Source organism: uncultured Shewanella sp. (assembly GCF_947495455.1).
In the GTDB taxonomy this organism is placed as follows: domain Bacteria; phylum Pseudomonadota; class Gammaproteobacteria; order Enterobacterales; family Shewanellaceae; genus Shewanella.
The window spans coordinates 17473-32846 of record NZ_CANLZC010000009.1 but is presented as its reverse complement, the minus strand read 5'-3'; the positions used below and the strand labels follow the sequence as shown (position 1 = coordinate 32846).

The following is a 15374-nucleotide window of genomic DNA, read 5'->3' as shown; positions in this document are numbered from 1 at the left end:
ATTTTTTATTTGAATTTATTTAACAAGCAACTTGCGTCTCTTCACCAATAAACTGATGTAAACATTTAACTAACTTACTCGCTCCAAACAAAATCACGTCCGTTGCGGGTAAACCTGTTTCTTGCTCTACTTTAATGAGGTATTTTTCAGCCTCATCAGTACCCATTCCCTCACAATTAACACTAATTGCCACTACTTTACTCTTGCGCATATAACTGCCTAACTGCTCATACATGCTAATAAGCTCTGAAAGCGAACGTAACGGTGAGTCAGGCCAACCTTTATGGTGAGTGAGGTTAGCTTGATGACATAAGACTAATGCTTGAGGCATAACACCATGCAATAATCCAAGGGTGACGCCACTGTATGCAGGATGAGAAATAGCCCCTTGCCCTTCAACAAGAATCCATTTATTTTCATCGCATAAATCAAGTACTAAGTCTTCACTGGCACCAGCAATAAAGTCAGCAGGTACCGCATCAACGGCTATGCCATTTCCCGTAATATACATACCACTTTGGCCTGTAGCAGCCATCACTGCAGAGATGCCTTGGCGCCGACATTCAGCCGCTATCTCTAACGCTGTGGTTTTTTTTCCTACACGGCAATCGCTACCAACAGTATGAATAATAAAATTATCCTTATTAACAAGGCGATTATTACTGGTTCGTAAATGACGTGATGGCTCTTTCGTATCCCAAATTTGACAATCATATTGATGAGCTAATGCTGACAACTCTGGATCATCTGCTAATTTAAAATGCAAACCTGAAACAACATCCATTTTTAATAATAATGCTTGTTTTATACTTTCTCTTACCGCACTAGGCAGCACATTAGAAAATAATCCAAATCCAATCATAAATACATCAGGTTTTATTTTTCCTAATTGTTCCAGACCTGATATTATAGGTATACCCTTACCATAACCTAATATATCTACAACACGCTGACCAGCCTTGTCGCTATCAATAACCGCAACACAATCAGAACCACAATATCGCAAATAAGAAGCGGCTACCTTACTGGTTTTTGAACCAAAACAACCCTCACAATAAATAACGGCTCGTCGGCCTTTTAATATATTCAATGACTATTCCAACTCAATATCAACATTATTATAATGCTCAAAAAACTATCATAGTGAAAATAGGCTTTCAATATACCCACAGTAAAAAAGTTTATTTTAGAAATTAATACAATCAGACACACAAAAGGCAAAAAACAATTTAAAACAGATATATGCAAAAATATAAACCATGATAAATGTAAGTGTTTATTTGATATTATTATTAAGTATCCCCCTTTTTAACTAACCCAAATATACTACAAATATAATACCAAATCATTTATAGATGTATAAATTAGAGAATTAAAAATTTCAACTTGATAACGATAAAAAACGACCATAAATATGCAAAATGGATCATTTACAAAAAAACTATTCAGCATAAAACATTACTAAGCATAACTATAAATAGTAAACAAAACCAATATTCATACTATTTAAAGAGAAAACAACAAAACTTAATATTGCATTATTGGTAACTACAACCTTACTCTTCCTTCATGACAATCAATAAAAAACAATTATATTGAAAGTTAAAATCAAAAGGCATCTATAAAAATTAACCCTTTAACTTTTAATATATATTTTTATACGGATTCATATACTCAATAATTTTAAGCTATTGAGCATATAAAGCATTCAAGGAATTGTTCTTAACCACCAAAAAGTCGTTAATAATAGATTTAGTATAAGTACACTATCTTTCCGATATTGGCACCTTTAGCGATATCTAAAATAATATCCCCCTGTATATGCGCACCTTGCTTGAGAATAATATCACCATCTTTTTTGAAAGATTAAGACTACGTAGCATGATATATTCCTTTATTTATATAAGTTGTTTTATATGATTAGCTTTGTATGATTGGTATTGTATGACTAAGTTAAAAGGTTTTATAAAAATCTCACTTAGATCCCACCAGCCCAAAAAAATGACACCTGATTTAGCACATTGACATGCTGTTTGCTCAGGTTGGCGGCGACTTCACCTAGCATCGTTTGATAATCGACGTCAGATTCAACTTGCTGGATAAAGTGCATTAATTCTGCTTGCCGATAACTCCGCTCAGCGACTGGCATCATGGAGCGGGCTGCAGTACAGCACCTATATTCATCTCTTCCTTATCTCCATCAACTCCTACATGCCCATCAGCCAAAAGATGATCTATTAACAAATCAATCGATGTTTTATAAGTATCAATACCCGCCTTAAGCATGAGTTCACTATTATGTGATTGACCAAATTTTTCTTTTAATAAATTAGCCCGAAACAGAAAAATAATACTGGTTTCCACCTCACTATCTGCCAAGCGGTATAACTTTGCATCGAGTGATTGATACCAATTCGGCCCAACATGCGCTAACCCTATCAATAAAGAGTCAGTCTGACTTGCGACCAATACACCAGAATCATACTCAGCTAAGGTTGGCACTTGCCTTTTTGGATTAGCCTGATATAAAAGTGCATCTTGTGTCATTTGTTCCCAGTTTAATATCTTATCCATATGCTCAACCTCTTGATTGAGCAATAGCCATTTAATACACCTTGAATAAGGGGAGTCGTAATTCCAATATAATGTCAGTATCTTATTCGCTACACTGTGTTTCATTAATTCATCCATGATCCTATTCAATCCTTTTTTTCATTGCGCAATCACTCATTAGCTTATTAATTCTACTTTTTATCCATTACCGTCCTTACTCATTTCGCAAGGCTTTAATCGGATCTGTGCGCAAGACTTTGGCGATAGGCATAACGCAAGCCAGTACAACAAAAAGGCTTAAAAGCCCTAAGGCATAAAACATCTCAGTCCAATAAATGGCAAAGTGCCACTCGGGGATGGTACGGCTATAACCCAAAGCAAAATACGCCAACGAAAAGGCAAATAGAAAACTCACCGCTAACGGCTGAGCTAGCAGCCATAACTGACTACGAAGCAAACGTTTATTATTGGCACCCATGGCCAAACGCACGCCTAAATCATAACGGCGCATATTGACCATATAACTGACCATGCCAGCAATGCCCGCGATCACCATGAGTAAGGAAATAAAAGACAATCCACCTGCGAGTATTGCACCAAAACGTTGATCTCGACTGATCTTAGCAAAGTCATCTTCAATACTGGATAAACGAACAACATCAAGTCTTGGATCAATTTGGGTCAATTGACGATACACTTCACTCAAGGTAAAACCAGCATGTTCGTCGCTCAACTTCATCAACAAGACATCGGTGCGATTACCAGTGTAATGACTTGGAACAAAAATTTCATCCACTTCATATCTCGACCTGCCCGGATAATCCGTATTGCTAACAACGCCGACAATGGTTAAAAACGTATCTTCACTATAGAGCTTTACTTTTTGTCCTATTGGATTTTCGTTAAATTTATCGGCCAGCCTTTGATTGATTATGGCTGGCCTATGCTCAAGTTCGAGATCATCATGAGTAAAGCCACGACCTTGAATAGCCATATCAAATAACGTCAATTGCTTATCATCAATATCACTATTTCTTACATTACTGATTTTGACATTTTTCTCGTTAAATAAGGCTAACTGGTTCATAGTAAAAGGCACACGAGTCTGGTTGGCTCGACTCACCTTAATCACATCGGCGTGATCAAAAAAATGTTGTGCAATACTGCGCTGTAGATTTTTACGCTCTTCTTTACTGTCAACGAGGGCATAATTCACTTCCAGTGACCACAAGTTTTCAGTCGTTATCTGTGTCTTTCTGAGCGTTTCGGTAAGCGTTGCCATCAACACTTGACTGGTCGCCACCAACGTAATGACAGAAAAAAGCAATTGCAGCCCAATTAAGCTATGGCTGACACCACGGCTCAGTTGCTTACCTGTGCCTTTACCGCTACTTTGCAAGCTGAATAATAAACTGGCCTCATTCACTAGACTCAATTCGATCCAACTAAACAATAAGGCGATACAAGCACACATGAGAACGGCGAATAACACGATATTGAAACTAATGCTTAAACTGCCGAGCCTAGGTAATACATTACTAGCGATACTTTGCACTAATTCAAAACTCAAGCTAGTCAGGAGTAAAGCGAATAACATGGGAATACTGAGCAGGATAAGGTTATGCTTTAGGCTTTCTTTAAACAGCTGTTTACGCTTAGCCCCAAAGGCATAACTGACGGCCAAAGATTTCACTCGGCTCATACCGCGAGCAACTTGCACATTCCCCAAATTAATCAGCGCCATTAAGGTTAATAAAGCGGCACCGGCGATTAACATCCACACCAAGCGAACACTATCACCGCGTAAGGCTTGATTAAAAGATTGTAATTGAGTACCAATATCATAATCTTTCACAACATCAGGAAACGTAATCATGGCAGCAGCCATCATATGATCATTTAGCTGCTGTTTAATTCGCTCCACATTTTGCTCACTTGTCAGACGAACCAAACCTTTTACACCATCAGTAATACCTCCAAATGTAATAGGGTTAAATTGCTCATCCATATCTAATGGTAACCAGATCGCGTTTGCGACATCATCTTTATTGGGTAATACCCAATCATCACTCGTGACACCAATCACGGTAAAGCGGCGCTCATTCAGTTGCACTGACTTGCCGATAATATTCTCATCACCCGCAAAATGCTGCTGCCACGCATTAAAGCTCAAAATGGCCGAAGGTTGTTTGTTACCCAGCTTTTCACGCTCATCAAAAAAGCGCCCCAAAACAGGTTTAACCTTAAGTACCTCAAATAAGTTACTGCTGCCAAAAAACACAGGCACATCGGGGCGAGATGGTAACTCAAATAGCTTATAGTCCGACCATGAAAAATACACGGCAATATCAGCAAATTCTTGACTCACTTCTTTTGTATCTAACAAGACCTTACTGTTAGTCGCAGACTCATGCCGCCCCTGATAAAGCATCGTCCCTTCAAATACATATAGGTTATCACTATCCCCATAGGGAAGTGGCTTAAGTAATACAGTATCAACAATACTGAAAATGACAAACACCATAGTTAATGTCAGTGTCAGGCTCAACACCACAGTCGCATAATATTGTTTCGCTCTGAAAAGATGACGCCATGCCGTGTTTAACATGCGAAACTCTCCTTCTCAATTTGCTCTCCCTTTTGTATCGCCTTCTGCGCATTCTTTCTCACATCGGCCTGTACTCTGCCATCAAGTAGCTGAATTTGCCTGTGGGCCATTTGTGCATAGCGAGGATCGTGGGTAACAAGAACAATAGTGGTGCCTTGTTTATTTAGCCTATCCAGTAACGCCATCACGGCATCACCATTTTTAGAGTCTAAGTTGCCTGTGGGTTCATCCACCAACATAATGCCTGAATCTGCCGCCAGCGCCCGTGCAATCGATACTCTTTGCTGCTGCCCGCCAGAGAGCTGATTGGGGAACAAGCCCGCTTTATCCGCTAATCCCACCATCTTCAGACATTCGTTTGCTCGTGTTTGTCTTTGCATCTTACTGTCGCCACGGTATTTCAATGGCAATGCCACATTATCCAGTACCGTTTCATCATCGAGTAAGTTAAAGGCTTGAAACACGAAACCTATGCGGCGGCTGCGGATCTCGGCGCGCTGATCGCCATTCATACTCGACACTAATAACCCATCGATATGATATTCCCCAGCATCAGGGGTATCTAATAAGCCAAGAATATTTAATAAAGTGGATTTACCACAACCCGATGGGCCCGAAATCGCGACATACTCCCCTTCACTGATACTGAAATCTATTCCTTTTAAAACTTGTGCCGTTTCCGCTTGTGAGTCAAAGCTTTTTTGAATAGCTTGAATGCGTAAAACTTCCTTTTTCATCTTTATACTCCTGCTAATCTGTTTAGGCTCAGGTTTAATTAATGCATTAATAAGTTAATTGAATTTGAGTAGCATTCGATGCTTCAATCCCAGCAACCACGACCTTATCTCCCGCACTAAGCCCTGAAATAACTTCGATACGTTTACCTGAAATTTGTCCAAATTTAACCTGAGTCAAGATTCCGGTATTCTCATTCACTAGCTTAAAAACAGAGCTAACACTGTTTTCGCTCACACCTTGAGGCGTATCAATAAAATTCACCTGACTGCGGGACTGACCCAAAATCACCGCATCCACCATTTGTAGCGGGCGAATATTAGGACTTAAGTCTTCAGGTAATTCAATATCGACTCGCACTGCCCCCTTTTCGACCACAGGTGCAATTCTCACCACTTTACCCTCAACAAGTCCATGACGGGTATCAATTTCGGCCACAGCATTTAACTGCACTAAATTAGCCAACATCTGCGGCACACTTATCTCGGCAATGAGTGGTGATAAGCTCCCCACATGGGCCAACTTGTCACCCAAGTTAACACTTTGACCTAATGTGACTGGTAAACTCTGTAATACCCCTGTGATCCCCGCTTTCACCACCAATTGATCCAGTTGATACTTGGCATTATTAAAATCGGCTTGGGCCTGTAAAATGATTTCATCTTGAATGGATAAATACTCTTGGTGTGCTTGCTTTAATTTTTCAAACTTCTGTAATTCAAAGGCAAGCTTTTCTTGTAATTGTTTAGCATTTAAACGGCCTTTTTTCGCCTCCACAACAGAGATAATCCCAATTTCAGCTAAGGGGGCTTCTGCCTCAGCTTGTAAACTTGCCATCTCGGCATCGGCTTGGTATTGAGATAATTCAGATTGCTGAGCAAGCACTTCACGTTGCTGTTCTAAAATCAGCTTACGCTTCTGAGTCTTACTATTTTTCAGTTCCCCTAACGCTTGTTGCAGCGCAACTTCTAATTGTGGGTTTTTAAGAGTGATAATTAAGGTATCAGCCTCAACAATGGCACCAGGCTTTAAATGTATCTTATCAACAACGGCTGTCGTCGTTGCGGTAATGGATCGTTGATATAAGGATTGCAATGAGCCATATCCCGTGACTTCTTGAGCAAAATCACCACTCTGAACCTGACTAATATTAATACTATTGGCAGCCACATAATCCTTATTGCCGGAAAAGCCCAATTGCCAACCACTCATCATTAACAGTGCAGACGTCAATATTAAGCCACTAAAAACGGTTTTTTGCGTTATCCATCTCATCGATTATTCCTAACAGTGCTTAAAATAATAAAGTGCATCAAGCGTTAGCTTTCGGCGCCATTGCACTATGAGGATATTGCATTTTTTAGGCTATAACTAAACTATAACTAAAGAGATTCTTTAATATTGAGAATGAGAAACTAAAAAATAAATTGTTTAATTTCATTGTGTTCAATAGGATTTGAGCGATAAATAAACCTGTTACCTATAGGGGATAACGCGATACGAGGAAAGAGGTGATAAAGACGAGACTTGCGAGTTTTAAATTTATTACTCAATAAATCAAGTTCATGAATATAGCTAAAACGGTAATCAAAATCACTCCAGTACACAATAGATCCTTTGACATACCATCTAGAAATCTCAGTAAGGTTTATTTGTTTATTCAGTGGCATTATGGTTTTTTGATTAGCCTTCATAGTAAATAGCCAACCCGACTCATTCGCTAACACATAACCGTGATCCGATAGACGAATAGAGCGAAAATCTTGTATCAGTACCTTAGCTTGCATATTGGTTAAATTAAGCTGTTGTATTTGCCAACGCCCACCTATCCGCTCCCCATAAAACACATATTCATCTTCACCTAGGGTTTTAGGTGGTAATCTTAAATTCTGGGCATTTGCAAACACGGCATCACTCACGACCTGATGCTTAGCCGTTAGATAGTGCAAATTTGCAGTCCATCGAGTCTGCGCCCTCTTTGAATCCAAATTAACTTGATTATTCAAGTGAGTTTCTAATTTCAAAAGCGCTAACCGATCGGCGATTTTAACAAGTAAAGCAGATTGCTTAGCAGAATATTGCTGGATTTCTATCGCCTCATTCCCAGTAAAGAAGACTTGCTTAGTCCGTGTAACCTCATTATATAAAGCCAACTCATTGACTTCACCTATTGTACTGGTGATCCATTTATGCTCTGCATCGGCATAGAAAACCGAACTCACCTCCTTATCCATATTTAAGAAGTGATGCTGATAACACTGATTTAAAGCACATTTTTTTGATGCCGTTAGGCTTTCTTCTACATAAAATTGTGTTCTACGTGACAAATCTTGCTGTAATAAGGTCAAGGTATTTTTACTCGCACTTAGCCAAGAAAACCGACTACCAACATCCACTAGCAGTGTGTTTTCTGATTGCGTCTCCAGCTCCAACAACACCAACTTATTAGAATACAAAAGCAGTAATTCCGTATCGCTCTTCCAATCAAATGGCAGCTTACTATGAGAAAGTATCTTATTAAAAACCTGTTTTTTAGAGGCTAAATCAACCACACTTAATTCAACTTGCTTATGATTTAATGCTTTTATTGCCGCTATTTTCTGTTTATCTGGAGACAACTTGGCCATAGAAAAATGCTCCCCAGTATTACTCGTGGATAACAGCAGATTTAATGCTAAAGAATCAATATTTAAGCGGTAATACATAGGTGTATCACTGGCTTCTCGTGCCAATAGTACAATGACTTCATTTTCAGTTTGCCCAATATGCACATCGCCGATGAAATGATAATCACTGAGTAACAAGGTAGGCACAGTGTTTACCTCATTCACTGACACCTTACCAAGTGAACTCGCCCCCGCAACAAGATCGGTATAAACAATCTGAGTGTTATCTTTTACAAAACTTAGATAAGTGGCATTTTTCGCGTCATAAGTGAGCTGATCCACATGTCCACTTTGTTTATTAAGTAAATAAACTTGATTATCTTGCTCACTTGTCACCTTTCCGGTAAAAGCAACTAAGCTATTATCACTACTGACTTCAAGGGTAAGCTTCTGTCCGAGAAAAGATGATACTGATGTTAGCGCAATAATATTATCAGGCGGTATTGCCTTTGAAATAAGTTGCTTAGCACTTAAAACTGACAAGGTGATCATCAATATCACTACCGCTAAAGCAATAGTATACCAAGGCGTCCATTGTCTGAAGCCTGCTCGATTAACCACAATAGGGTGAATAACTTTTGATTCAATTTCAGGCTCACTTTTAATTGCCGACACAGATGTTTGCAGAATATCTGAAGACAGTTCAATAGAACAAATAAGCTTATAACCGCGCTTTGGAACCGATTTTATATATTGAGGCGCATTTAAATCCGTATCATTAAACAATGTGCGCAGCTTTTTGATTGCGCTACGCACCGCCGTATCTGAGACAACTCTATCGGACCATACATTATCATGAAGCTCTTGAAGTGTGACATATCGCTGGTGTTGTTGATAAAGATACATTAATAGCTGAAGCACTTTGGGCTCAACAGATAGCTCACTATCTTGATAATATAAAATCTGCTGCTGTATATCGAGCTTGAAATCACCTAACTGTACCCAACTGCATTCCTCTTGCACAAGGCTCCCTCCAAAGATAACTGGCAGTCACAAATACTACAGAATAATCAGCACTTAAGCCAATGGTTATAAAACAAAAAAGGCGCCGTGAGGCGCCTTTTTTCTATATAAGCAGGTCAATCACACTGCTATTTCAAACATCGTCAGTGAAGAATAACCTTATTTAGCTAGGTTTTTCTTGATGGTCTCAACGACACGCAATTGAGCAACGGCTTGCGCCAACTCTTTTGCCGCCGCAGCGTAATCGAAGTCCGCACCCGCTTTGGCCATACTGGCCTCTGCATGACGCTTGGCTTCTTCAGCGGCTTTTTCGTCAATTTCATCAGCACGCATGACCACATCTGCCATGATAGCAACAGAATTCGGTTGAACTTCAAGCAAACCGCCTGAAAGATAAAACACGTCTTCTTTACTATCTAGCCTAGCGATACGTACCATGCCAGGTCTAATGCTTGTCAGCAAAGGAGCATGACCTAACTTAATACCTAGTTCACCTTCGGCACCAGTGACTTGTAAACTCAGTACCTGATCACCAAAGATGCTGCTTTCTGCACTTACAACATCAAGTCGTATTGTCATGCCATCACCCTGTTTGCTGTTAAACTGGCCCAAGGCGAGTTACTTTTTATTCGCTTTTTCGACAGCTTCGTCGATAGAGCCAACCATGTAGAACGCTTGCTCTGGAATGTGATCAAATTCACCTTCCAATAGCCCTTTAAAGCCACGGATCGTGTCTTTAAGTGAAACGTACTTACCTGGAGAACCAGTAAAGATTTCAGCAACAAAGAATGGCTGAGACAAGAAACGCTCAATCTTACGGGCACGTGCTACGGTTGTCTTATCTTCATCAGATAATTCATCCATACCCAAAATAGCGATGATGTCTTTTAGTTCTTTATAACGTTGTAATACGGTTTGAACACCGTTTGCAATGTCATAATGCTCTTGACCAACAACCAAAGGATCTAATTGACGTGACGTCGAATCCAATGGGTCAACCGCTGGGTAAATACCCAGTGATGCAATTTGACGTGACAATACGACAGTCGCATCTAAGTGAGCAAATGTGGTTGCAGGTGATGGATCGGTTAAATCATCCGCAGGAACGTAAACGGCTTGAACAGAGGTAATTGACCCTGTTTTAGTCGAAGTAATACGCTCTTGAAGCACACCCATCTCTTCAGCCAATGTTGGCTGATAACCTACCGCTGAAGGCATACGCCCTAGCAATGCTGATACTTCTGTACCGGCAAGGGTGTAACGGTAAATATTATCTACGAATAATAATACGTCACGACCTTCGTCACGGAACTTCTCAGCCATGGTCAAACCAGACAGTGCAACACGTAGACGGTTTCCTGGCGGCTCATTCATTTGACCATAAACCATGGCCACTTTGTCGAGTACGCCTGAATCTTCCATCTCGTAGTAGAAATCGTTACCCTCACGAGTACGCTCACCTACACCAGCGAAAACGGATAAACCTGAGTGCGCTTTAGCGATGTTGTTAATAAGCTCCATCATGTTAACGGTCTTACCAACACCCGCACCACCAAACAGACCGACTTTACCCCCTTTAGCAAACGGACAAACAAGGTCAATAACCTTGATACCTGTTTCTAAAAGTTCAGTGGTGTTTGATTGATCTTCATATGAAGGCGCATCACGGTGAATAACATAACGATCTTTTTCACCAATTGGACCCGCTTCATCGATAGGCTCACCCAATACGTTCATGATACGGCCTAGGGTCGCATCCCCAACCGGAACTGAAATTGGTGAACCTGAGTTTTCTACCTCGATACCACGACTCAAACCATCGGATGTACCCATGGCAATGGCGCGGACGACACCGCCACCAAGTTGCTGCTGAACTTCCAGCACCAAGCCTTTACATGGGCTTTCACCAATAATTTTTAGAGCGTCGTATACTTGAGGTACGGTATCTTGTGGAAACTCAACGTCCACAACCGCGCCAATCACTTGGACAACAGTACCTGTGCTCATGATTAATCCTCTAAAACTTGTATTCGTTACCTAGCCTAAACCGCAGCTGCACCTGAAACAATTTCCGACAATTCTTGCGTAATCGCAGCTTGTCGAGCCTTGTTATACACCAGTTGCAAATCACTGATCATATCGCCAGCATTATCGGTTGCTGCCTTCATTGCTACCATACGGGCAGCTTGCTCAGACGCAACATTTTCAACAACACCTTGATAGACTTGAGACTCCACATAACGAACCAATAATGTTTCCAAAAGTGCTTTTGGATCTGGCTCGTAAATGTAATCCCAATGATGAGCATGCTCATCTTCTTCAGACTTAGGCAAAGGCAGTAGCTGTTCGATCACAGGCGTTTGCGACATGGTATTCACAAATTTGTTGAATACTATGTACAAACGATCCAGTTTGCCTTCGTTGTAAGCTTCTAACATGACACGTACTGTACCAATCAAGTCATCCAATTTAGGTGAATCACCTAATGCCGATGCTTGGGCCAATACATTACCACCAAAGCTTTTGAAAAACTGAACACTACGAGCACCGATAGGGCAGAAATCAAATTCTACACCTTGCTCTTTCCAGTTTTTCATGTCTGCCATTACCTTTTTGAAAAGGTTAACGTTCAGACCACCACAAAGACCACGGTCAGTTGATACAACAATGTAACCAACCCGCTTAGCTTCTCTCACCTCTAAATAGGGGTGTTTATACTCGAGAGAGCCTTGCGCCACGTGACCAATCACCTTACGCATGGTTTCCGCATATGGACGACTCGCAGCCATTCGATCTTGCGCTTTGCGCATCTTGCTGGCTGCCACCATTTCCATGGCGGAAGTGATCTTCTGAGTGTTTTGTACACTCGCGATCTTACTTTTAATCTCTTTAGCGCCGGCCATCTTTACTCTCCAATCTGGACCAGAGGTGCCACAGACACCTCATTTGTCATTACCAGGTTTGGGTTTCGACGAACTTATCGAGGCCAGCCTTAATTTCACCTTCGATGTCGGCATTATAGTTGCCAGTTTCGTTGATGTTTTTCATAAGGTCAGCATACTCGCTGTTCATGAACGAGAGCAAAGAGGCTTCAAAATCAATGATTTTGTTCAGCTCAACGCTTTTCAGGTAACCTTTCTCAGCTGCGAAAATAGACACAGCCTGGCAAGCGATACTCATAGGCGCATATTGCTTTTGCTTCATTAATTCGGTAACACGCTCACCATGCTCTAATTGAGCACGTGTTGCATCATCAAGATCCGATGCAAATTGTGAGAAGGCCGCAAGCTCTCGATACTGTGCAAGTGCGGTACGAATACCACCAGACAGTTTCTTAATGATCTTACTCTGCGCCGCACCACCCACACGTGAAACAGAAATACCTGGGTTAACCGCAGGACGTAAGCCTGAGTTAAACAAATCTGTTTCAAGGAAGATTTGACCATCTGTAATCGAAATTACGTTAGTCGGTACGAATGCTGAAACGTCACCTGCTTGGGTTTCAATAATCGGCAGCGCGGTAAGTGAACCGGTTTGGCCTTTTACTTCACCACCCGTGAATTTCTCTACATAATCTTCGTTTACACGTGATGCACGCTCAAGTAAACGAGAGTGGAGATAGAAAACATCACCAGGATAAGCTTCACGTCCAGGTGGACGCTTCAATAGCAATGAAATTTGGCGATAAGCAACAGCTTGCTTAGACAAATCATCATATACGATTAACGCATCTTCACCGCGGTCGCGGAAGTATTCACCCATTGAACACCCAGAATAAGGTGCCAAGAACTGCAAGGCAGCAGCTTCTGATGCAGTCGCAACAACAACGATAGTGTTGTTAAGTGCACCATGCTCTTCTAACTTACGTACTACGTTAGCAATGGTTGAGGCTTTTTGCCCAACAGCAACGTAAACACATTTAATACCAGAATCTTTCTGGTTGATAATGGCATCGATGGCCAACGCAGTTTTACCTGTTTGACGGTCACCAATGACCAATTCACGTTGTCCACGACCAATTGGGATCATTGAATCAACGGTTTTATATCCTGTTTGAACAGGTTGTGATACTGATTTACGCTCAATAACACCTGGGGCAATCACTTCAACAGGTGAGAAGCCGTCATGTTCAACCGCTCCTTTTCCATCGATAGGCTCACCTAAAGTATTAACGACACGGCCCAGTAGACCACGACCTACTGGTACTTCAAGAATACGACCAGTAGTTTTAACTTTGTCACCCTCTGCCAATGATGCATAAGGGCCCATTACGACGGCACCGACACTGTCGCGTTCAAGGTTCAACGCGATAGCAAAACGGTTACCTGGCAGTTCAATCATCTCACCCTGCATCACATCGGCTAAACCGTTGATGCGGATGATGCCGTCACTTACTGCAACGATAGTACCTTCGTTGCGAGCTTCACTAACGACTTCAAACTGCTCGATCCGCTGTTTAATCAGATCGCTGATTTCAGTGGAATTCAGTTGCATGCTCAAACTCCCAATTACGACTGCAGCTTATCAGACAGACGCGATATTTTACCGCGGACCGAGCCATCAATGACAAGGTCTCCTGCATGAATGATCACACCCGCAATAAGCGTGGTGTCTATGCTGCAATTCAGCTTAACTTTGCGTGCGAGACGTTTCTCTAAAGAAACACTTATCTCCTGTAGTTGCGTCGAACTCAGCTCAGTTGCAGAAACGATATTCGCTTCTATTTCCTTTGCCCATTCATTACGCAATTCAACATATTGTTGATATACAGCAGGTAGCGCTTCTAAACGACCGTTTTCAGCCATTACCCTGACTAGGTTTTGACTTTGCTCATTGAGTTGCTCACCACACACTCCAATAAAGAGTTCGGCAAGCTTTTGACTGGACAAACCGCCAGTCAACAATGGATGCATTGATTCGTTTTCACTCACCAAAGCCATAAAGTTCAGCATTTCTGCCCAACTTTCCACCGCATTTTTCTCAACAGCAAAATCAAAAGCAGCCTTTGCGTAAGGACGAGCAATGGTGGTTAATTCAGCCATAACTCAACTCCCTTATCAAATTTCGGCGACAAGTTTATTAACTATGTCGCTATGGGCGGCTTCATCAATCGAACGTTCAAGGATTTTCTCGGTACCTGTGATAACCAGAGAAGCAACCTGCTTACGCAGATCCTCTTTTACGCGATTACGTTCAGCTTCAATTTCTGCTTTACCCTGAGCGATAATATTAGCGCGCTCAGCGTCTGCCTCAGCTTTAGCTTCGTCAACAATTTGAGCTTTACGTTTGTTCGCTTGCTCAATTATTTCGTTAGCTTTCACTTTAGCTTCTTTTAGTTGCGCAGTGGCTTTCGCCCGTGCCAACTCTAGGTCTTTTGCTGCATGTTCAGCATCTGCTAAACCGCCGGCAATCCTTTTTTGGCGCTCTTCGATGGCATTCATCAAAGGTGGCCAAACAAACTTCATGCAGAACCACACGAAGATAATAAAGGCGACCGTCTGACCGATTAGGGTAGCGTTGAAATTCACAACAGCCTCCTATTTAGATTAAAGACAGAAGCGTTTATTACAGCATTGCACCCAATGGGTTAGTAAATAACATGTATAGTGCAATACCCACACCGATCATAGTTACAGCATCCAATAGACCTGCAACAATGAACATTTTAACTTGTAACATAGGCGCCATTTCTGGTTGACGCGCAGCGCCTTCTAAGAACTTGCCACCTAAAAGGCCGAAACCGATAGCAGTACCTAAAGCACCCATACCAATCAACAGAGCAACAGCAATAGCTGTCATGCCTAATACAGTTTCCATCTCTATCTCCAGTATTCTAAATCGTTATTTAG

At 41.3% G+C, this 15374-nt stretch carries 14 protein-coding genes; all 14 read right to left on the bottom strand.

The window, feature by feature from the left end; genetic code table 11:
• Positions 1-19: 19 nt before the first annotated feature.
• On the bottom strand, positions 20-1090 hold the full coding sequence (locus Q0791_RS04370) for a DUF1611 domain-containing protein (protein WP_299003175.1): 1071 nt from the start codon (positions 1088-1090) through the stop codon (positions 20-22).
• Between the two features lie 888 nt (positions 1091-1978).
• On the bottom strand, positions 1979-2152 hold the full coding sequence (locus Q0791_RS04365; RefSeq protein WP_299003172.1) for a hypothetical protein: 174 nt from the start codon (positions 2150-2152) through the stop codon (positions 1979-1981).
• The gene (locus tag Q0791_RS04360) at positions 2149-2691 is read right to left on the bottom strand and encodes a hypothetical protein (RefSeq protein ID WP_299003170.1); all 543 of its coding nucleotides are present in this window, start codon (positions 2689-2691) and stop codon (positions 2149-2151) included. The genes Q0791_RS04365 and Q0791_RS04360 overlap by 4 nt, the downstream gene beginning before the upstream one ends.
• Before the next feature lie 76 nt (positions 2692-2767).
• Complete coding sequence (locus Q0791_RS04355) at positions 2768-5161, bottom strand: ABC transporter permease (RefSeq protein ID WP_299003166.1); 2394 nt, start codon at positions 5159-5161, stop codon at positions 2768-2770.
• Positions 5155-5898 (bottom strand): ABC transporter ATP-binding protein, encoded by a 744-nt coding sequence (locus Q0791_RS04350; protein ID WP_299003164.1) that lies wholly within the window; start codon positions 5896-5898, stop codon positions 5155-5157. Before Q0791_RS04350 ends, Q0791_RS04355 begins: the two co-directional genes overlap by 7 nt.
• A 46-nt stretch (positions 5899-5944) precedes the next feature.
• Positions 5945-7171 (bottom strand): efflux RND transporter periplasmic adaptor subunit, encoded by a 1227-nt coding sequence (locus tag Q0791_RS04345; protein ID WP_299003161.1) that lies wholly within the window; start codon positions 7169-7171, stop codon positions 5945-5947.
• Positions 7172-7311: 140 nt separating this feature from the next.
• On the bottom strand, positions 7312-9525 hold the full coding sequence (locus Q0791_RS04340) for a winged helix-turn-helix domain-containing protein (RefSeq protein ID WP_299003159.1): 2214 nt from the start codon (positions 9523-9525) through the stop codon (positions 7312-7314).
• A gap of 159 nt (positions 9526-9684) precedes the next feature.
• On the bottom strand, positions 9685-10104 hold the full coding sequence (locus Q0791_RS04335; protein ID WP_299003156.1) for a F0F1 ATP synthase subunit epsilon: 420 nt from the start codon (positions 10102-10104) through the stop codon (positions 9685-9687).
• A 39-nt stretch (positions 10105-10143) separates the two neighbouring features.
• Positions 10144-11532 carry a F0F1 ATP synthase subunit beta gene (atpD, locus tag Q0791_RS04330; RefSeq protein ID WP_299003154.1) on the bottom strand — a complete coding sequence of 463 codons (1389 nt, stop codon included), beginning with the start codon at positions 11530-11532 and terminating at the stop codon, positions 10144-10146.
• Between the two features lie 35 nt (positions 11533-11567).
• Positions 11568-12428, bottom strand: coding sequence for a F0F1 ATP synthase subunit gamma (atpG, locus tag Q0791_RS04325; RefSeq protein ID WP_299003152.1), 861 nt, complete (start codon positions 12426-12428; stop codon positions 11568-11570).
• A 49-nt stretch (positions 12429-12477) separates the two neighbouring features.
• Positions 12478-14019: a F0F1 ATP synthase subunit alpha gene (gene atpA, locus Q0791_RS04320; RefSeq protein WP_299003150.1), complete on the bottom strand. Its 1542-nt coding sequence runs from the start codon at positions 14017-14019 to the stop codon at positions 12478-12480.
• Positions 14020-14033: 14 nt separating this feature from the next.
• Positions 14034-14567 (bottom strand): F0F1 ATP synthase subunit delta, encoded by a 534-nt coding sequence (gene atpH / locus Q0791_RS04315; RefSeq protein WP_299003148.1) that lies wholly within the window; start codon positions 14565-14567, stop codon positions 14034-14036.
• Between the two features lie 15 nt (positions 14568-14582).
• Positions 14583-15053: a F0F1 ATP synthase subunit B gene (gene atpF, locus Q0791_RS04310; RefSeq protein ID WP_299003146.1), complete on the bottom strand. Its 471-nt coding sequence runs from the start codon at positions 15051-15053 to the stop codon at positions 14583-14585.
• Positions 15054-15090: 37 nt separating this feature from the next.
• The gene (gene atpE / locus Q0791_RS04305) at positions 15091-15342 is read right to left on the bottom strand and encodes a F0F1 ATP synthase subunit C (RefSeq protein WP_028773422.1); all 252 of its coding nucleotides are present in this window, start codon (positions 15340-15342) and stop codon (positions 15091-15093) included.
• Between the last annotated feature and the right edge of the window lie 32 nt (positions 15343-15374).